The organism is Pseudomonas sp. W4I3 (genome assembly GCF_030816195.1).
Lineage (GTDB): Bacteria > Pseudomonadota > Gammaproteobacteria > Pseudomonadales > Pseudomonadaceae > Aquipseudomonas.
Map to the genome: position 1 here is coordinate 798,170 of NZ_JAUSXS010000001.1, position 17,953 is coordinate 816,122.

The 17,953-nt window shown below is 62.1% G+C and carries 13 protein-coding genes; 9 read left to right on the forward strand and 4 right to left on the reverse strand.

Translation table 11 applies throughout. From position 1 onward, the window contains the following. The first annotated feature begins 251 nt into the window (after positions 1-251). The 8 genes from QF045_RS03610 (at position 252) to QF045_RS03645 (ending at position 11,501) form a co-directional block, all read left to right on the forward strand. Positions 252-1,610, forward strand: coding sequence for a TolC family outer membrane protein (locus QF045_RS03610; RefSeq protein WP_306491080.1), 1,359 nt, complete (start codon positions 252-254; stop codon positions 1,608-1,610). Positions 1,611-1,649: 39 nt separating this feature from the next. Continuing rightward, positions 1,650-3,806 (forward strand): type I secretion system permease/ATPase, encoded by a 2,157-nt coding sequence (locus tag QF045_RS03615; protein WP_306491081.1) that lies wholly within the window; start codon positions 1,650-1,652, stop codon positions 3,804-3,806. After that, positions 3,796-5,160 (forward strand): HlyD family type I secretion periplasmic adaptor subunit, encoded by a 1,365-nt coding sequence (locus tag QF045_RS03620; protein ID WP_124384539.1) that lies wholly within the window; start codon positions 3,796-3,798, stop codon positions 5,158-5,160. The genes QF045_RS03615 and QF045_RS03620 overlap by 11 nt, the downstream gene beginning before the upstream one ends. Positions 5,161-5,360: 200 nt before the next feature. Next, positions 5,361-6,227, forward strand: a complete 867-nt coding sequence (locus QF045_RS03625) for a TauD/TfdA family dioxygenase (protein ID WP_306491082.1) — start codon at positions 5,361-5,363, stop codon at positions 6,225-6,227. 61 nt (positions 6,228-6,288) lie between these two features. Continuing rightward, on the forward strand, positions 6,289-7,212 hold the full coding sequence (locus tag QF045_RS03630) for a LysR family transcriptional regulator (protein WP_306491083.1): 924 nt from the start codon (positions 6,289-6,291) through the stop codon (positions 7,210-7,212). A 237-nt stretch (positions 7,213-7,449) separates the two neighbouring features. Continuing rightward, complete coding sequence (locus QF045_RS03635; RefSeq protein WP_306491084.1) at positions 7,450-8,985, forward strand: MFS transporter; 1,536 nt, start codon at positions 7,450-7,452, stop codon at positions 8,983-8,985. Between the two features lie 15 nt (positions 8,986-9,000). Continuing rightward, entirely contained in the window at positions 9,001-10,056 is a 1,056-nt protein-coding gene (locus QF045_RS03640) for an HlyD family secretion protein (protein ID WP_306491085.1), read from the forward strand. Then, on the forward strand, positions 10,053-11,501 hold the full coding sequence (locus QF045_RS03645; RefSeq protein ID WP_306491086.1) for an efflux transporter outer membrane subunit: 1,449 nt from the start codon (positions 10,053-10,055) through the stop codon (positions 11,499-11,501). The genes QF045_RS03640 and QF045_RS03645 overlap by 4 nt, the downstream gene beginning before the upstream one ends. Before the next feature lie 36 nt (positions 11,502-11,537). On the opposite strand, the gene QF045_RS03650 is transcribed toward QF045_RS03645, so the two are convergent. The 4 genes from QF045_RS03650 to QF045_RS03665 form a co-directional block, all read right to left on the reverse strand. After that, positions 11,538-12,761 (reverse strand): type II toxin-antitoxin system HipA family toxin, encoded by a 1,224-nt coding sequence (locus QF045_RS03650; protein ID WP_306491087.1) that lies wholly within the window; start codon positions 12,759-12,761, stop codon positions 11,538-11,540. Further along, positions 12,739-13,098, reverse strand: coding sequence for a helix-turn-helix domain-containing protein (locus QF045_RS03655; protein WP_306491088.1), 360 nt, complete (start codon positions 13,096-13,098; stop codon positions 12,739-12,741). The genes QF045_RS03650 and QF045_RS03655 overlap by 23 nt, the downstream gene beginning before the upstream one ends. A gap of 220 nt (positions 13,099-13,318) precedes the next feature. Then, positions 13,319-14,023: a DUF3142 domain-containing protein gene (locus tag QF045_RS03660; RefSeq protein ID WP_306491089.1), complete on the reverse strand. Its 705-nt coding sequence runs from the start codon at positions 14,021-14,023 to the stop codon at positions 13,319-13,321. Further along, a complete protein-coding gene (locus QF045_RS03665; RefSeq protein WP_306491090.1) occupies positions 14,020-16,182 on the reverse strand; it encodes an outer membrane assembly lipoprotein YfiO in 2,163 nt (720 codons plus the stop codon). The genes QF045_RS03660 and QF045_RS03665 overlap by 4 nt, the downstream gene beginning before the upstream one ends. A gap of 178 nt (positions 16,183-16,360) precedes the next feature. Here QF045_RS03665 and QF045_RS03670 point away from each other — a divergent pair, with 178 nt between their 5' ends. Continuing rightward, a complete protein-coding gene (locus QF045_RS03670) occupies positions 16,361-17,941 on the forward strand; it encodes a glycosyltransferase family 39 protein (protein WP_306491091.1) in 1,581 nt (526 codons plus the stop codon). Positions 17,942-17,953 lie beyond the last annotated feature (12 nt).

The following is a 17,953-nucleotide window of genomic DNA, read 5'->3' on the forward strand; positions in this document are numbered from 1 at the left end:
GTTACTGACGTCAAATTATTGGCTAGATTTTTTAGCTATCTTGTTTATGCCAAACTATTGACCTTATGGCCGCCATCCTAAACAATCGCCTCCGTAATGTCACATTGATATTTATGCGGCGAACCGTCCTACATGTGTGAAGCAGTTCCGCTTTTTGAACTTTCCGACGTACGGTCATTACGGTAGCCATTTTCCGACGCGGCGGCGCTAATCGCTGTGATTTGAGACAAGAAGTCCTGGGGAATTTTTTAATGCGTCTGCACCTGCTCAAGGCAATACCGTTCGTTCTCGCCGCCAGTTTCGTACAAGCCCAAACATTGCCCCAAGCCATGCAGCAGGCGCTGGATGTGCACCCTGAAATTCAGGCCGGTGTGAACAGCCGGATCGCCGCCGATTACCAACTGCGTGCAGCCCAAGGTGGTTACCTGCCTCGCGTCGACCTGAATGCCGGTTATGGCCGCGAAGGCACCGACAACGCCACCACTCGCGCCAATAACGGCACCAGCGGCAACCACTGGGACACGCTGAACCGTGGCGAATCCAGCCTGCGGCTGCAGCAAATGATTTTTGACGGCTTTGCCACCTCTAGCGAAGTCGGACGTCAACAAGCCAACGTCAACTCCCGTGCCTATTCCCTGCTCGGTACGTCCGAGCGCACCGCGCTGACCGTCGCCCAGGTCTACCTGGAAGTGTTGACGCGCCGCGAGTTCGTGCGCCTGGCCGAAGACAACTTGCGCAACCACGAACGCATCTACGACCAGATCAAGTTGCGCACCCAGCGCGGTGTCGGTAACGGCGCCGACCAGGACCAGGCCGAAGCGCGTCTGGCCCAAGCCCGCAACAACCTGATCACCGAGCAGACCAACCTGGCGGATGCGCAAACCAACTACCTCAGCGCCGTCGGCCAGATGCCCGACCAGCTCGAGCGCCCTGCGCCATTCATGGCCATGCTCCCGGCCGACCTGAATGAAGCACGTCGCCAGATGCTCGACAACAGCCCGGTGCTGCGCTCGGCCGAGTCGGACATCTCCGCCGCCGAGAAGCAATACGATGCCGCCAAGTCCAGCTTCTACCCACGCTTTGACGCTGAGCTTGGCACCAACGCCGACAACAACGTCGCCGGTGACGCCAACCACAGCAATGGCTGGGAAGCCATGGTGCGTATGCGCTTCAACCTGTTTGCCGGTGGCAGCAACAAGGCTGACCTGCAGTCGAAGTCGTACCAGACCAACCAGGCCCTGGACATCCGCAACAACGCCTTGCGCCAGCTCAATGAAGAATTGGGCCTGGCCTGGAACGCCCTGAACAATGCCAATGCGCAACTGCCGGTGGCCCAGCAATATGTGGACCACAGCACCCGCGTGCGCACCTCCTACCAGCAACAGTTCAGCCTGGGTCAACGTACCCTGTTGGACTTGCTCGACAGCGAGAACGAATTGTTCACCGCTTCGCGTCGCCTGGAAGAGATCAAGAACATTCAGTTATTTACTCAATACCGAATCAAGGCGACCATGGGCGAATTGCTCAAAAGCCAAGGCGTAGTCGCTCCAATGGCCTCCATCGTGCAAAACGATGTGAAGCCCAAAGTCCAGCTGCCTGGGATGAACTGAGTCACCCATAGCCCCATCTGTTAGTCGAGAGTGCACCGCGTGGAATCCGAAGTCAGTCGAGTTCATCTCAGTCACGATCCACGCACGCTGCACGACGACCCGTTACTTGACGGGTTGTTGGCACTCTGCGCCCTGCATCAGAAACCGGCCAGCGCGGCCATGCTCACCACCGGCCTGCCGCTGCCGTCGCAGCGCCTGAGTGCCGAGTTGCTGTCACGCGCTGCCGCGCGTGCCGGGCTGCAAGGCCGGTTGCTGCAACGCAAGCTTGAACAGATCCCGGCCATCGCGTTGCCGGCGCTGCTGTTGCTCAAGGACGGGCGCAGTACCGTGCTGGTCGGTTGGGAAGGCGAGGATCAGGCGCGCGTGCTGCTCAGCGAAAGCGATGGCGGGGAAATGCTGATCAAGCGCGAGCTGCTGGCCGACGACTACATCGGCAAAGTCTTCTTCGCCCAGCCGCAGCACAAATTCGACGTCAACCACGGCACCCTGATTCCTCGGGCGCGGTCCTGGTTTCGTGACACCCTCAAGCGTTCGCGCTGGCTGTATACCGACGCCATCGCTGCCAGTTTCCTGATCAACATCATCGCCATGGCCGCGCCGCTGTTCGTGATGAACGTGTACGACCGCGTGGTACCGAACCAGGCCACCGCCACCCTGTGGGTGCTGGCCGTGGGTATCTGCGGCGCGTACCTGTTCGACCTGGTGCTCAAAAGCCTGCGCAGCCTGTGCCTGGACCTGGCCGGTAAAAAAACCGACCTGATCATCTCTGCCACGCTGTTCGAGCGAATCGTCGGCATGTCGATGAAGTACCGCCCGGCCCGGGTGGGCAGCTTCGCGCAGAACATCCATGAGTTTCAGAGCCTGCGCGACTTCCTCGCGTCGCTGACCCTCACCAGCCTGATCGACCTGCCGTTCACGCTGCTGATCTTTCTGGTGATCGCCATCCTCGGTGGTCATCTGGTGTGGATTCCGGTGCTGGCGTTCCCGATTGCCCTAGGCATCGGCTACGCCCTGCAGAAACCCTTGGTGGCCACCATGGAACGCACCATGGCCCTGGCCGCCGAGCGCCAGTCCAGCCTGATCGAAACCCTCGCCGGGCTGGATGCGGTCAAGGTCAACAACGCCGAGAGCGAGCGCCAGTATGGCTGGGAACAGACCATCGGCACCTTGAGCCGGCTCGAACTGCGGGTGAAGTTGCTGTCGGGCCTGTCGATGAACATGACCCTGCTGATCCAGCAACTGGCCGGCGTGATCATGATCGTGTTCGGCGTGTACCAGATCATCGACGGCAACCTGAGCATGGGCGGCCTGATCGCCTGCTACATGCTCAGTGGCCGCGCGTTGAGCCCGCTGGCCTCGCTGTCGGGCCTGCTCACACGCTATCAGCAAGCCAAGGTCACCATGACCTCGGTGGACCAGATGATGGAGCTGCCTCAGGAGCGCAACTTCGAAGAGCGCCCCATGAGTCGCCGCACCCTGCAAGGCGCCATCGAGTGCCGAGGCCTGAACTTCACGTACCCGAACCAACAGAACGCTGCGCTGAAAAACATCAACCTGGTGATCAAACCAGGGGAAAAAATCGGCATCATCGGCCGCAGTGGTTCGGGCAAAAGCTCCCTGGCCAAACTGATCGTCGGCCTTTACCAGCCCGACTCCGGCGCGTTGCTGGTGGACGGTGTGGACGTGCGCCAGATCGATGTCAGCGAACTGCGCCACAACATCGGCTACGTCGCCCAGGATATCCAGCTGCTGGCGGGCACCCTGCGCGACAACCTGGTCAGCGGCGCACGTTATGTCGAGGACGAAATGGTCCTGCAGGCGGCGGAACTGGCCGGCGTACACGAATTCGCGCGCCTGCATCCGCAAGGCTATGAGCTGCAAGTCGGCGAACGCGGGCAGAACCTGTCCGGCGGCCAGCGCCAGAACGTTGCCCTGGCCCGTGCCCTGTTGCTCAACCCGCCCATCCTGCTGCTGGACGAACCCACCAGCGCGATGGACAACACCGGTGAAGAACGCTTGAAACAACGCCTGCAAGCCGTGGTGCAAAACAAGACCGTGGTACTGGTGACGCACCGTGCCTCGCTGCTCTCCCTGGTGGACCGCCTGCTGGTGGTCGACCGTGGGCAGATCCTCGCGGACGGCCCGAAAGCCGTGGTCATGGAAGCGTTGAAGAAGGGGCAGATCAGTGTTGCTTAACTCCATCAAGAGCGCGGTCGGCCGCTACTTCAAAGGTTCCGATTCGCTGCAGGGCCAGCCGCTGCCTGAGGTCAACAAAGCGCTGATCGAAGACGCGCCGCGGGTTATTCGCCTGACCATCTGGGCCATCATCGCCTTCTTCCTGTTCCTGGTGACCTGGGCGGGCTTTTCCAGCATCGACGAAGTGACCCGTGGCGATGGCAAGGCGATTCCGTCGTCCAAGCTGCAGAAAATCCAGAACCTGGAAGGCGGTATCGTCGCCGAGCTGTATGTAAAAGAAGGCCAGATCGTCGAGGCCGGCGCGCCGTTGATTCGCCTGGATGACACGCGGTTTGTGTCCAACGCCGGGGAAACCGAAGCCCTGCGCCTGGCCATGCAGCTGCGCGTCGAGCGCCTGAGTGCGCAAGTGGATGATCGTCCGCTGAACATCCCCGATGAGGTGCTCAAGGCCGCGCCCAGCCAGGCCGCCAACGAGCGCTCCTTGTATGAAAGCCGCCGTCAGCAGTTGAAAGACGAAGTTGGCGGCTTGCAGGAGCAACTGGTGCAGCGCCAGCAGGAGCTGCGCGAATTCACCTCCAAGCAAGGCCAGTACCGCAGCCAGTTGTCCCTGCAACGCCAGGAAATCAACATGTCCGAGCCACTGGTGGCCCAGGGCGCGGTGTCCCCGGTGGAAGTGCTGCGCCTCAAGCGCGCTGAAATGGAAACCCGAGGCCAGCTGGACGCCACCACCCTGGCAATTCCCCGCGCCGAATCGGCGATCAAGGAAGTGCAGCGCAAGATCGACGAAACCCGTGGCAAATTCCGCAGCGAAGCCCTGACCCAACTCAACGAGGCCCGCACCGAGCTGAACAAGGCTGAATCCACCGGCCGCGCCCTGGAAGACCGTGTCAGCCGTACCCTGGTCACCTCGCCGGTGCGCGGCATCGTCAAGCAGTTGCTGGTTAACACCGTCGGCGGCGTGATCCAGCCGGGCAGCGACATGGTGGAAATCGTGCCGCTGAACGACACCCTGCTGGTGGAAGCCAAGATCCGCCCGCAAGACATCGCCTTTCTGCACCCTGGGCAAGAAGCGGTGGTCAAGTTCACCGCCTATGACTACACCATCTATGGCGGCCTGAAGGCCAAGCTCGAACGCATCGGCGCCGACACCATCACCGATGAAGACAAAAAGACCACCTACTACATGATCACCCTGCGCACCGACCGCAGCCATCTGGGCACCGACGAGAAGCCCCTGCTGATCATCCCCGGCATGGTCGCCTCGGTGGACATCATCACCGGCAAGAAAAGCATCCTCAGCTACCTGCTCAAGCCGATTATCAAGGCGCGGGCTGAAGCGTTGCACGAGCGCTAATCGCTGTCGGCCTTGCGGGCCTCATCGGGAGCAAGCCCCCTCCCACATTTGAATGCGTTCACAAATCAAGTGTGGGAGGGGGCTTGCCCCCGATGAGGCCATCAGCATCACCCCAATGCATATGGATATGTCCTAACAGTATTTAAACTTCCCTTCTTAGATCTATAAATTCACTCCCCTGTCTGCCGGAAGTGAATCCAATGCCCACCATCAACCAAACCTTCGACATCCGCCCCTTCCCCGGCAGTGTCGGCGCTGAGATCATCGGCCTCGACTTGTCCCAGCCGGTCAACGACCACGACTTCGCCCGCATCCATCGCGCGCACCTGGATCACCACGTCATCGTATTCCGCGACCAACGCATCACCCCCGAACAGCAGATCGCCTTCAGCCGCCGCTTTGGCGTGCTGCAAATCCACGTGCTCAAACAGTTTCTGCTGGCCAACCACCCGGAGATTTTGATCGTCTCCAACATCATCGAAAACGGCCAATCCATCGGCCTGGGCGATGCCGGCAAGTTCTGGCACTCGGACCTGTCGTACAAGGAGCTGCCGAGCCTGGGCTCAATGTTGCATGCCCAGGAACTGCCATCCGAAGGCGGCGACACGCTGTTTGCCGACATGCACAAAGCTTGGGAGCAACTGCCCGATCACCTGCGCAAAGCCGTCGAAGGGCGCAGCGCCGCGCATTCCTACACCGCGCGTTACAGCGAAACCAAATTCGAAGGCAACTGGCGCCCCACGTTAACCCCGGAACAGCTCGCCCAAGTGGCCGAAGTGGTGCACCCCATCGTGCGTACCCACCCGGAAAATGGGCGCAAGGCGCTGTTTGTCAGCGAAGGCTTCACCACCCGCATCGTCGGCCTGCCCGATGACGAAAGCCGCGACCTGCTGGCCCAGCTCTACGCTCACAGCGTGCTGCCGGAAAATATCTACCGCCACGCATGGCAGCCCCATGACCTGGTGTTCTGGGACAACCGCTCGCTGATCCACCTGGCCGCCGGCTGCCCAAGCCACCTGCGGCGCAAGTTGTTTCGCACCACCATCCAGGGCGATGTGCCATTCTGAACCAGTAAAAGCCTGCTAGCATTGCGTCCAGTTCACTCCCAACCGAACACGAGTGCTTGGCATGCAACTACCGGACATGAACCTGCTGGTCGCCCTCGACGCCTTGCTCGATGAAGGCAGCGTGGTGGGCGCCGCGCGGCGGATGAACCTGAGCCCGGCGGCCATGAGCCGCACCCTCACGCGGATCCGCGAGGCGGTGGGCGATCCGATCCTGGTGCGCGCGGGTCGCGGCCTGGTGCCGACGCCCAAGGCACTGGAGCTGCAAGGCCAGGTGCGCAACGTGGTGGAGCAGGCCGCTTTATTGTTTCGCTCGGCCGACCAGGTCGATTTGAGTACCCTGCGCCGCCGCTTCAGCGTGCGCGCCAATGACTTCTTCATCGGCGTGTATGGCGGGCGACTGTTCGACACCATGCAGCGCGTGGCGCCGCTGTGCGAACTGCGCTTCGTGCCCGAAGGCGACACCGACGACGAAGCGCTGCGCGAAGGGCGGTTGGACCTGCGGGTGAGCAATACCATGCCCGCCGGTCCCGAAGTGAAGGTGCAAAACCTGTTCTCGACGACGTTCGTCGGACTGGCCCGGGAGGATCACCCGCTGTTCGACGAAGAGATCACCGCCGCACGCTTTGCCAGCTATTCCCACATCAGCATCTCGCGGCGCGGCATTGCTCGCGGCCCCATCGACACCGCCTTGAACGCCCAGGGCCTGGAGCGCCATGTGGCAATGATCGCCCCCGGTTTTCACGGCGCGATGTTCATGCTTCCCGATTCCGACCTTCTGCTGCCGGTGCCCAAGGAAGCCCTCCTGAGCGCCCGGCGCCTGAAGCTGCCGCTGCGCGCCTTCGCCTTGCCGATTTCCCTGCCCACCCTGGTATTGGCGCAATCCTGGCACCCACGCTTCGATAAAGACCCTGCCCACAAATGGCTGCGCGAAACCATGCGCGAAAGCTGCCACGCCACCTGGCTGGAAGCCCAGCCCAGCGGATAGCTCAAGCCGAGCACGATCAAAATGTGGGAGGGGGCTTGCCCCCGATAGCGGTGTTTCAGTTTCACATCAGGTGACTGTTACACCGCAATCGGGGGCAAGCCCCCTCCCACATTAAAAACCCATGCAGTACTAGATGAATTGCGCCTGACGCACTTATAACCTGCCAACAAGTAACTTTTTGTCATGCCAGAGCCTGATTAAACTGCTCGGGTATTTCCTATTCCGAGTTACCTGTCCATGACGTCCCTCGCTGCCCCCGCCCTCGAGGCCGCAGCCAAGCCCACTGCGCTCAGCCCACCGGTGTTCGGCCCGCGTATCATCATCGGTCTGGTCGGCGTGCTGCTGGCGGTGCTGGTGTCCGGTCTCAACGAGATGGTCACCAAGGTCGCCCTCGCCGATATCCGTGGTGCGCTGTACATCGGTTTTGACGAAGGCACCTGGCTGGTCGCGGCCTACACCGCCACTTCCGTCGCTGCGATGGCGTTCGCGCCGTGGTGCGCGGTCACGCTGTCGCTGCGGCGCTTCACCCTGGGCGCGATTGGCCTGTTCACCCTGCTCGGCATCCTGTGCCCGTTCGCCCCGAACTACGAAAGCCTGCTGTTGCTGCGCACCGTGCAAGGCCTGGCCGGCGGCGCGTTGCCGCCGATGCTGATGACCGTGGCGCTGCGTTTCCTGCCGGCCAACGTCAAGTTGTACGGCCTTGCCGGTTACGCACTCACGGCCACCTTCGGCCCGAGCCTGGGCACGCCGCTGGCGGCGCTTTGGACCGAATACGTCGGCTGGCAATGGGCGTTCTGGCAGATTGTCGGGCCGTGCCTGGTGGCGATGGCTGCCGTCGCCTACGGCTTGCCGCAGGATCCGCTGCGCCTGGAACGCTTCAAGCAGTTCAACTGGCGTGGCCTGCTGCTGGGCTTTCCGGCGATCTGCATGCTGGTGATCGGCTTGCTGCAAGGCAATCGCCTGGACTGGTTCGAGTCGGGTCTGATCACCTTTCTGCTCAGTGGCGGCACAGTGTTGATGGTGCTGTTCATGCTTAACGAATGGTCGCAACCGCTGCCGTTCTTCAAGCTGCAGATGCTGGGCCTGCGCAACCTGGCGTTCGCGTTGATCGTGCTGGCCGGCGTGCTGATGGTGCTGACCTCGGTGATCATCATCCCCTCAAGTTTTCTTGCTCAGGTCCAGGGCTACCGGCCGCTGCAGACCGCGCCGGTGATGCTGCTGATGGCGTTGCCGCAGTTGATCGCGCTGCCGTTGGTGGCGGCGCTGTGCAATCTGCGCTGGGTCGATTGCCGCTGGGTGCTGGGCATTGGCCTGGGCATGCTGGTGGTGTGCTGTCTCGGCAGTTCGCACCTGACCTCGGCGTGGATTCGCGATGATTTTTACGGTTGGTACCTGCTGCAGATCTTCGGTCAGCCGATGGCCGTTCTGCCGCTGCTGATGCTGTCCACCGGCAGCATTCAGCCCATCGAAGGGCCGTTCGCCTCGGCGTGGTTCAACACCGTCAAGGGCTTGTCCGCTGTGATCGCCACCGCCGTGCTGGACACGCTGACCACCCAACGCGGCCATTACCACTCGACCATGCTGGTGGACCGCCTGGGCAACTCGCCCCTGGCCGACGCTGACGCGCCAGGCCTGGCGCACCGCCTGCACGAGCAGGTCGTGGTGCTCACGTCTTCGGACCTGTATGTCGTCATGGCGGGCGTCGCGGTGGCGTTGATCCTGCTGATTTTCTGGATGCCCACGCGGATTTTTCCGCCTCGCGCACCGACCTGACCCCAAGGACTTCTCATGAAACGCAAAGACAAAATTGCCGTCTCCGTCATCGCTGTATTTGCCGTGGGCGTGCTGGTGTATCTGGTTGCGCCGGGCATCGTCGGCAGCCAGCGCCAGACCACCAACGACGCCTTCGTCGCCGCCGACTTCACCCTGGTCGCCCCTCGCGTAGCGGGCTTCATCAAGGAAGTGCGGGTGGAAGACAACCAGCGCGTCAAGGCCGGCCAGTTACTGGCGCTGATCGACGACCGCGATTTCCGCGCCGCCGCCCAGGCCGCCGACGCCGACACCCTGGTCGCCCAGGCCCAACTGAAAAACGCCACCGCGACCCTGGAGCGCCAAAGCTCGGTGATCGCCCAGGCCCAGGCCACCGTGGCGGCGGATCGCGCCGAAGTGGCGTTTGCCGAACACGAACTGAACCGCTACAACCACCTCGCCGGCGTCGGCGCGGGTACTGTGCAGAACGCCCAACAAGCCAAGACCCGTATCGACCAGGCCACCGCGCGCCTGGCCAAATCCACTGCGGTGCTGGCAGCCGAACGCAAGCAAGTGGAAATCCTCACGGCCCAGCGTGACGCCGCTGAAGGTGGTCTCAAGCGCGCCCAAGCTGCGCTGGAGATGGCCAGTTATCAGCTGTCCTACACGCGCATCGTCGCGCCGGTGGACGGCATGGTCGGTGAGCGTGCGGTACGGGTTGGCGCCTATGTCACGCCGGGCAGCAAGATCCTCGCCGTGGTGCCGCTGGCCGAAGCCTATGTCGTGGCCAATTTTCAGGAGACCCAACTGTCCCACATGCAGGCCGGCCAAGCCGTGCAGGTGCGGGTCGACAGCCTCGATGGCGAGGTGCTTAACGGCCATCTGGAAAGTCTGGCGCCGGCTACAGGGGTGACCTTTGCCTCAGTCAAGCCGGACAACGCCACCGGTAACTTCACCAAGGTGGTGCAGCGTATTCCAGTGAAGATTGTGCTGGAGCCGAACCAGCCGCTCACCGAACGCCTGCGCGTCGGTATGTCGGTAGAAGCCAGCGTCGACACCCACGCAGCGCAACGAACTGAGGTGGCCCAGCAATGAGACACCTCGCCTGGCTCACCCTGAGCCTGATCAGCTTGAGCGCCTGCACCGTCGGCCCGGATTTCCAACGGCCGCAAGCTCCCCAGGTGGCCCAATGGAGTGAGCCGCAGGGGCGTCAGGCGGCCAGCCGCGCCAACAGCGACCCGTTGCAGGAGCGCTGGTGGGACGTGTTCCACGACGCACAGTTGTCGGCCCTCACACGCCGCGCCCTCAGCGATAACCTCGACCTGAAACTGGCCAGCAGCCGCCTGCAACAAAGCCGCGCTGTGCGCCAGGTGACCACCGCCGAGCGCTATCCCAGCCTCGATGCCGGCGGCGCCTACCAGCGTAAGCGCAACAGTGGCAAAGGCTTGAGCGACCCCTCCGGCGAGAACGGCCGTGCAGCGTTCAACCAATGGGACATGGGTTTTTCCGCCGCCTGGGAGCTGGACTTCTGGGGCCGGGTCAAGCGCGAGACCGAAGCCGCGGACGCCACCCTGCAAGTTGCGGAGAACGACCGCCGCGCCGTGTTGCTCTCGGTGCTGGCCGAGACCGCCCAGGATTACATCCAACTGCGTGGCGTACAGAACACCCGCGCCGTCACCGAGCAGAACCTCGACGTCGCCCGCCACAGCCTCAAGCTTTCGCAACTGCGCCTGGCCGATGGCGTGGCGACCGACCTGGACGTGGCCGAAGCCGCCGCCCAGGTCGCCGCCATTGAGGCGCGCCTGCCGGACTTGCAGCAGCGCCAGGACCAGTTGATCAACGCCCTCAGCCTGTTGATGGGCGAACCACCGCAGGCCCTGCACGCGCAACTGTCCAAGGACGCCGCCGTGCCGCAGACCCAGCGCCAGGTCGCTATCGGCCTGCCGTCGGAGCTGGCCGAGCGCCGCCCGGACATCCGCCAGGCAGAAGCTCGTCTGCACGCTGCCACCGCCAGCATCGGCGTGGCCAAGGGTGATTTCTACCCGCGCATCACCTTGTCCGGCAGCCTCGGCTCCCAGGCCATGCAGCTCTCGGATCTCGGCTCCTGGGGCTCGCGCGCCTTTGCCTTCGGCCCGCAGTTCAGCCTGCCGCTGTTCAACGGCGGGCGCCTGCAAGGCATGGTGGATCTGCGCGAAGCCCAGCAGCAGGAAGCGGCGCTGGCCTACCAGCAAACTGTGCTGCGCGCCTGGCATGAAATCGACGATCAGTTGACCCGCTACAACGCCAGCCAACTGCGCCGCGACAGCCTCGCCGAAGCCGTGCGCCAGAACCAGATCGCCCTGACCACCGCACAGCACCAGTACGTCGAAGGCGTGGCGGATTTCGTCAACGTGCTCACCGTACAAAGCGCGCTGCTGGCGACCCAGGAGCAGTGGGTAGAAAGTTCTACCGGTGTGTCATTGGCCATGGTTGGCTTGTACAAAGCCTTGGGTGGCGGCTGGGAGTCGGTGTATCCGCTGGCGCGTTCAGATGCGCAATAGGGCGGACGTGACGTCGTCTTCGGCTGCGCACCCGGGTCATGCGATCAGCTGCGTTTCAAACCGGGAGCATACCGTGGAAAGCATGCCGGCATCGGCACCGCTGCAGCCTGCCGCCTCAAAAAAACCGGAGGCTTCTCGCACGACGGCATATACGTCAGTGACGATGGATCTTGCTTCATCCATCCCCAACCCAAAGCGCTCAGGCGTACTCAGCAAATTGCTGATAGACGATACCCTTCCCTCATTCCCGATGATGAGCGCCTGCAAGCCTAGTTGCGTTGGGTGGGGCAGTACGTCGAATACTGGCGCAAGCGAGTAGCCCGACGAGCTGGTCAAAAGTAGTCCGGTTTGTTTCAGGTGGTCGTCGCTATTTCCGATGAGCACATTGAACGCCATACGCCGGTAAAGCTCACGCATGTCGAGCGTTGCATCGTCGCTGACCTTCTTCAAAACGTCCGCGATTCTGGAATAGGAAACGTCACTATCAACCGCGCCAACGCGCATTCTCGGCTTCTCGACGCTCACCAAAGAGTTACAGCTGACATAGTGCTCGCGCCCCGTTCCTTCATGCCGGTCAAAACGCTCGACCATCAACACCGGTCTGCCGGCTACCTCGACCAACTTGTGCCCCGCTGCCGGTAGACCCGCCGCGTTCGCCATTTGCAGGCTGGCAAATTCAGCACGGGGCTGATCGAAAACATCGTCGCTGCGGCCGAACTTGGCAATCCATTCCTTACCTTCATGAGTCACGGTGACCTTGGGTCTGGCGCCGCCCATAGAGCTTCCGAACTCGAATAGCCGTGCGATTTCCGCAGGGAGGTCCACATCGCCTTTCTCCACTTGATCGAGGCCCACCATGATTTTTTCGAGATCTTCAAATTGTGGCGGCTTGTGCAGGGTAGGTAACAGATGGCGCGAAGCACTGAAAAGCAGGCAACCAACCCCGGCACCCCGCGAGGCAAGCAGCCATTCGATGTCGTTTTGCGGATGCTGTTTGTGGGTGGCCAGCAGAACACGCCGGCCCCAATTGTCCGGAGTGGCGTCGTCAAGCACCCCAAACATGCGCGTGGAGGAATACTGGTTGGGGGTCAGTGGCAAATTCAGCGGGTCAATCGCGAATGCGTTGGGCCGCGCGAGCCAGCTGTTCGCGTAGCGAAAAACGAACCCGCCCCCGTACATGGCCACTTCACCGACGGGAACCGGATCACCGAATGAGTGAGCCGAAAAAACAAATGCATTACCAATCGGCTTCCAGGACATGAGGGTCTCCTTCTGTGCGAATTCGGTCAGGCTCACGGGCGAGGCTCAGGGTAATCCCCACTTGGTCAAGGTCTGGCGATGCGATGCTCGCCATCCCTTCCTCCAGGTCCATCGCGCTGAGCACATTCATCAGTACACCGAGGGATACACCGGCTTCGCCCTGTCTCAGCCGTTGATACGTCTGCCGGGTGATGCCCGCGCGACTGCATATCGTGGAAATCTTCAGCCGACGACGAACACGGGCTATTTCGATACCGTTTCCAATACCTTTCATCAGCTCATCGCTTCGCTCTGAGATGTACCCTTTGTGGGCGTTGGGCTTTTTATTGGATTGCATGATATATCAACCTTTAATTGGCTAAAGGTAACTTATATCATCCATATTGTTTAATCCAGTTTGAGAAATATCCAGCTCGATGCGAATGCCAGTCCCTGTAGGAGCGAGCTTGCTCGCGAAAGCCTTCCAGGCAACGCGTTCATTCTGGATAGACGCGCAGGCCCTGAGTTCTTCGCGAGCAAGCTCGCTCCTACAGAGAAGCATTCGGCTCAATGCCGATCTAAGGGTTTTGCAAGAACACCACATACCCCCGAAACCACTCGCTCCCCTGCAAATATCCCGGCGCTTGCCACTCCCCGCCCTGAATCAGGCCAACCTTGAACGGCACGCCCAGCCGGTTCATCCGGGGCAGATACGCGGCGTAGTCGGGAATGCTGTGGCGGCCTTGATAGGTTTGCACCACCACTTCGTCCACCACGCCTTTGAGTTGGGCGATGGCGGTGGGGTCGGCGTTGCTGCTCCAGTCCATCAGGCCGGTGATGCTCAAGCGCAGGTCAGCCGGCAGGCGGTGGCGCAGATCGCGCAGGAAGGCGGCGTATTCGTGCAGGTATTGGGTGCGAGCGTCGAAGTCGATCTGGATGCCGACCACCGGGTTGCCCGCCTCACGCCAGCGTTGTACCTGGCCGAGCAGTTGGGTGTAGACCTGTTCCGGCCATCGCAGGGTGTGGGCGCGGTACACCACCCAGATGTCGCCCTGGGTGATACGCGGCACGCTCATGCCCTGAGCGATCAGGCGCACACCGCGTTGCGGTGCGCGGCGTGTGGAGTTGATCTGGCCCTGGAGGATGTACAGCGTTCTGGCCTGCTTGATCACCGGCTGGGGCGCAACGCCGCTCCACAGCCAGAAGGCGTCGTAGTCGCGAGCGTCAACGGCGCCAAAGGCCGGGCTTGCCAGCAACAGCAGGCCCAGCCACAGGGTTTTCACCAGTAATACTGCAGCGATTTGCCCCACTGGCTATCGGCGAAACCGGTCTTGAGCTGACGGAACCAGCCCTTGCGCACGGCGGGTGCCACATCTTCGCCGCCGCAGCTGTTGTAGCCGGCCGGCGCGTAGCAATTGATCGCGCGAAACAGTGCGTAAGCCTTGTCGGTTTTCGCGGCCTTGGGGTTGGCGATCACCTGCTTGTAGCCGTCCAGGCGCGAGAAAGTTTCACCTTTGAACTCCGAGGCGGTGCCGCCAAGGCTGCCGGTGGCGCGGGCTTGTTCCAGCGGCATGCCGTCCAGGCCATTGCGCAGGATGAATTCACCCAGGCAGTTGAGGGCTTGCGGGTTTTTCGCCTCGCTCTGCAAGGCGGCAGCGGTTTGCGCGATGCTGGGGCAGGCGTAGCCGGATTCGGCTTTATCACCGTTCCACTGGAACAGCGTCAGGCTCTGCCCGCTGCTGTAGGTGTAACCCAGGCTGGTGCCAAGTTTGTCTTCAGACAGCGAGGCTTGCTTGAGGTCGTCGGCGAACGTGGCGAACTGGCCGTGCAGCAGGTCCTTGTACAGCAGCACGAATTGCGCGGTCTGGCGTTCAGTCGGGTCGCTGGCCTTGGCGATCTGCTGGCGCAGCAGGTCGGGCCCGGCGACGTTGCGCAGCAGGATGTAGCGCACCTGCCTGGCACTGATCGGCGAGTCGGCGGCGAACACCTTGGCCAACTGGCCGCTGCGCTCGTAGTTCATCGCCAGCGCCAGCTCCAGTTGGTCGCGTTGCAACGGTTGCTTGGCCAGCGGCAGCAGTTGCAGCCACAGCGCTTCGGCGCCTTTCCAGTCTTGCTTGGCTTCCATGGCCAGGGCGCGCAGGGTTTGCTGGCTGAAGGCAAAGTAATCCAGGTTAGACGGCACATCCGTCGGCAGGTGCTTGAGCGCAGCGTCTGGCTGATGCTCCACGTACAGCGCATACGCCGCTTGCAGGTAGTCGAACAGGGCCGGCTCGTTGGCGAAGGTGCTCTTTTGTTTATCGAGGTCTTCGCGGCTCAACAGCGGCGGGGTGTGAGCGCGCATGGCCATCAGGTCGTTGACCAGTTGCAGCATCGGGCTGTTCGCCGCCGGGTTGCGGGCCATCAGCAATTTAAGGTCGGCTTCTTCCACCAACGCGTCCAGACTGACATTGCGCTGGGCCTCGGTGGCCTCGGTGAACTGCCAGGTGAAGTCTTCGGCGAGTTTGGTCTGGTCATTCGCCAGCCAATGCACGCGGCGCAGCAGGCCATGGGCGGACGCCACGTAAGCGCCTTGTGGGTAAGTTTTCAGGTAGCCGAGAAAGCCTTCTTCGGCGTCGCTCAGCGCGGACTTATCCACCTGCTCGCGCTGGGGCATGCCGTATTCGTCGAACGCTTGGGCCTGGGCCTGGTTCAGCGAGGTGCGCGCGGTCATGTACAGCGCAGTTTCCTTCAGCCAGGGCACCTCGCTGGTCGAGGCGGCGGCGAAACCGCGCTCGGCGTTACCGAAGCGGCCGCCGTAGAAATCAGCGGCGGCCTGCAGATACGTGCGAAACAGTTGGGCGTTGGCCGAAGGGGTCAACTGCGCGTCCACCACCTGCGCGTCGCCGTCACAGGTGGTCAGCAGCTGTAAACGGGCTCTGACCAGCACGTCGCGCTCGGCGGGCGGCATGTCGGCTTTGATCACCTGGCTGATAAACGCTGTGGCGCTGTCGTCATCATTGCTGCGGCAGCGGCTGCCTTCGCCACTGAGGAAGGCTTGGCCTGCGGTTGTGTAGTCCTCACGCTTGATGCCCAGCGGCTGAAGCAGGGTGTCGAGTTCGGCGGTGCGCGAATCGTCGGCTTGGTTATCCGGTTCATCCTCGCCGGCCGGAATCGGAACCAGGCGGTACACCGGAAACGGCACCGGGCCGAAACCCTGGGCCAGGTCGTCTTCGCCCAAGGCATTGGGCGCCAGTGGCGCGGTTTTCTTGTCGGCCAGCAACAGGCGCAGGTTGACCCGGCTGTCGTTGCCTGGGCTGAGGAAGGGCTGGTTGCTGCAGGGTTCAAGACTGTCACGCGACACCCGCCAATCGGGGTAGCACGAGTCGTCGGAACTGGCCTGGGCTGCCAGGGGAATACCGGCCAGCAGGGCCAGAGCCAGAGGTGACAGCAAACCGATGCGCATAACGTTTCCTTGATCCTGGGTCCTTGGAGGACGGCAATCATAGCCTGATCCGACAAGCGCTTCGGTGAAGGCCTACGCAAATTGCTGATTTGTCCGATTCCGGCAGCCAATCCAGGGCTTTTGGCCTAGAGTGGCGCTGGTGTGCGTAGGCAATCAGAGCAATGCCAGGGGAATTGAGGTGCGTCGGTCTGTGGTAGAGCAAAACGAAAATATCCGGGCCGTGCCTGCTTTGAATCGCCTGACCTGGGAGGGCGCGGGTTGGCTCAGCCGCCTCTGGTGGGTGCCGGTCCTGGCACTGGCCATTGCCCTGCGGTTTTACCACCTGACCTCGGCGGCCATCTGGGGGGACGAAGGCTCAAGCCTGTTGCTCAGCGAATACGCGGCGACTGACCTGTGGTTTCACGCCGCCCACGATGTGCACCCGCCGCTGTATTTTCTGCTGCTGCGCGGCTGGATCGAGGTGTTTGGCGACAGCATCGGGTCGATCAGAAGCATGAGCGCGATCCCCGGTGCCGTTGTGGTGGGCCTGGGTATCTGGCTGACGCAGCAACTGTCTACCCGTCGCGCCGCAGTGCTGGCCGGCCTCCTGCTGGCGCTGCTGCCCACCGCGGTGCGCTACAGCCAGGAAGTGCGCATGTATTCGCTGCTCGGCGTCTGGCTGCTGGGCGCTACGCTGGCGCTGGTGTACTGGATGCGCCAGCCCGAACGCACGCGTTATCTGGCCGCTTATGTGGTGCTGATGAGCGCAGGTTTCTACACCCATTACTTCACCGCGCTGTGCGTGCTGGTGCATTGGGCGTACCTGGGGTTGCAGCCGCCTGGCCAACGTTTGATTACGCGTAAGGCATGGTGGCTGGCCAACGTCACGATTGTGCTGTTGTACCTGCCCTGGCTACCCAACCTTTTGAACCTGGTGCAGCACGTCGACCAGCTCAAGGTGGGCGGCGACATTGGCTGGGAAGATCCGGTCAATCTGCTGTCCCTGCCGTCGATGATCTGGCAGTTCCTGTTGCAGGATGAAGCGGTTGAAGTCTGGCCGCCGCTGTTCTGGCTTTTTCCGTTGCTGTTGGTTGCAGTGGTTGCAATCACTGCCTGGCACTTCCGGCCGGCGCGCCTGCTGGCGCTGTTTTTCCTGTTGCCGTTGCTGCTGGTGTATGGGGTTTCGTTTATATCGCCGGTGTTTATCGAGCGTTATCTCACGGTGTACGCCTTGGGCTTGCCGATCCTCATTGCGCTTGCCATCGACCGCCTGCCGTCACGCCTGGCATGGCTGGGTGCGGCACTGTTTGTGCTGGTTGCCGGCGTGGAGTTGTTGGGGTTGAAGAATACGTTCACGGTGGATGAACAGGACCAGTTCAACGTGCCGGTGGAGTTCATCAATCGCAATTACCAGGAAGACGATCGGATCGTGCTCAGCGACATGCTGTGGTACCTGAGCTACGTGTATTACGACCAGACCGATGCCCAGTTGCAGCTGTTCACACCGCCCAAGCCCGACGGAACCTCGACCCGGCCGAATGCCTATGGTTTTGGCACGCTGGTGGACCAGGACGGTGGGCGCATCTACCTCGATCATTTGTCGGCACTGCCCGCCGACACCCGCCGGGTGTGGCTGGTCAGCAGCAACGAAGCGCCCGATGAATTCGCGCCGCTGCCAGACGGCTGGCGCGAACTCAGCCGCCAGGAGGGCGGCGGGGCGAGGGCAAGGTTGTTCGTGCTGTGCAACGCACCCGCGCCGCAACCTGAAGGCTGCCGCTAGACTTTCCCCAAC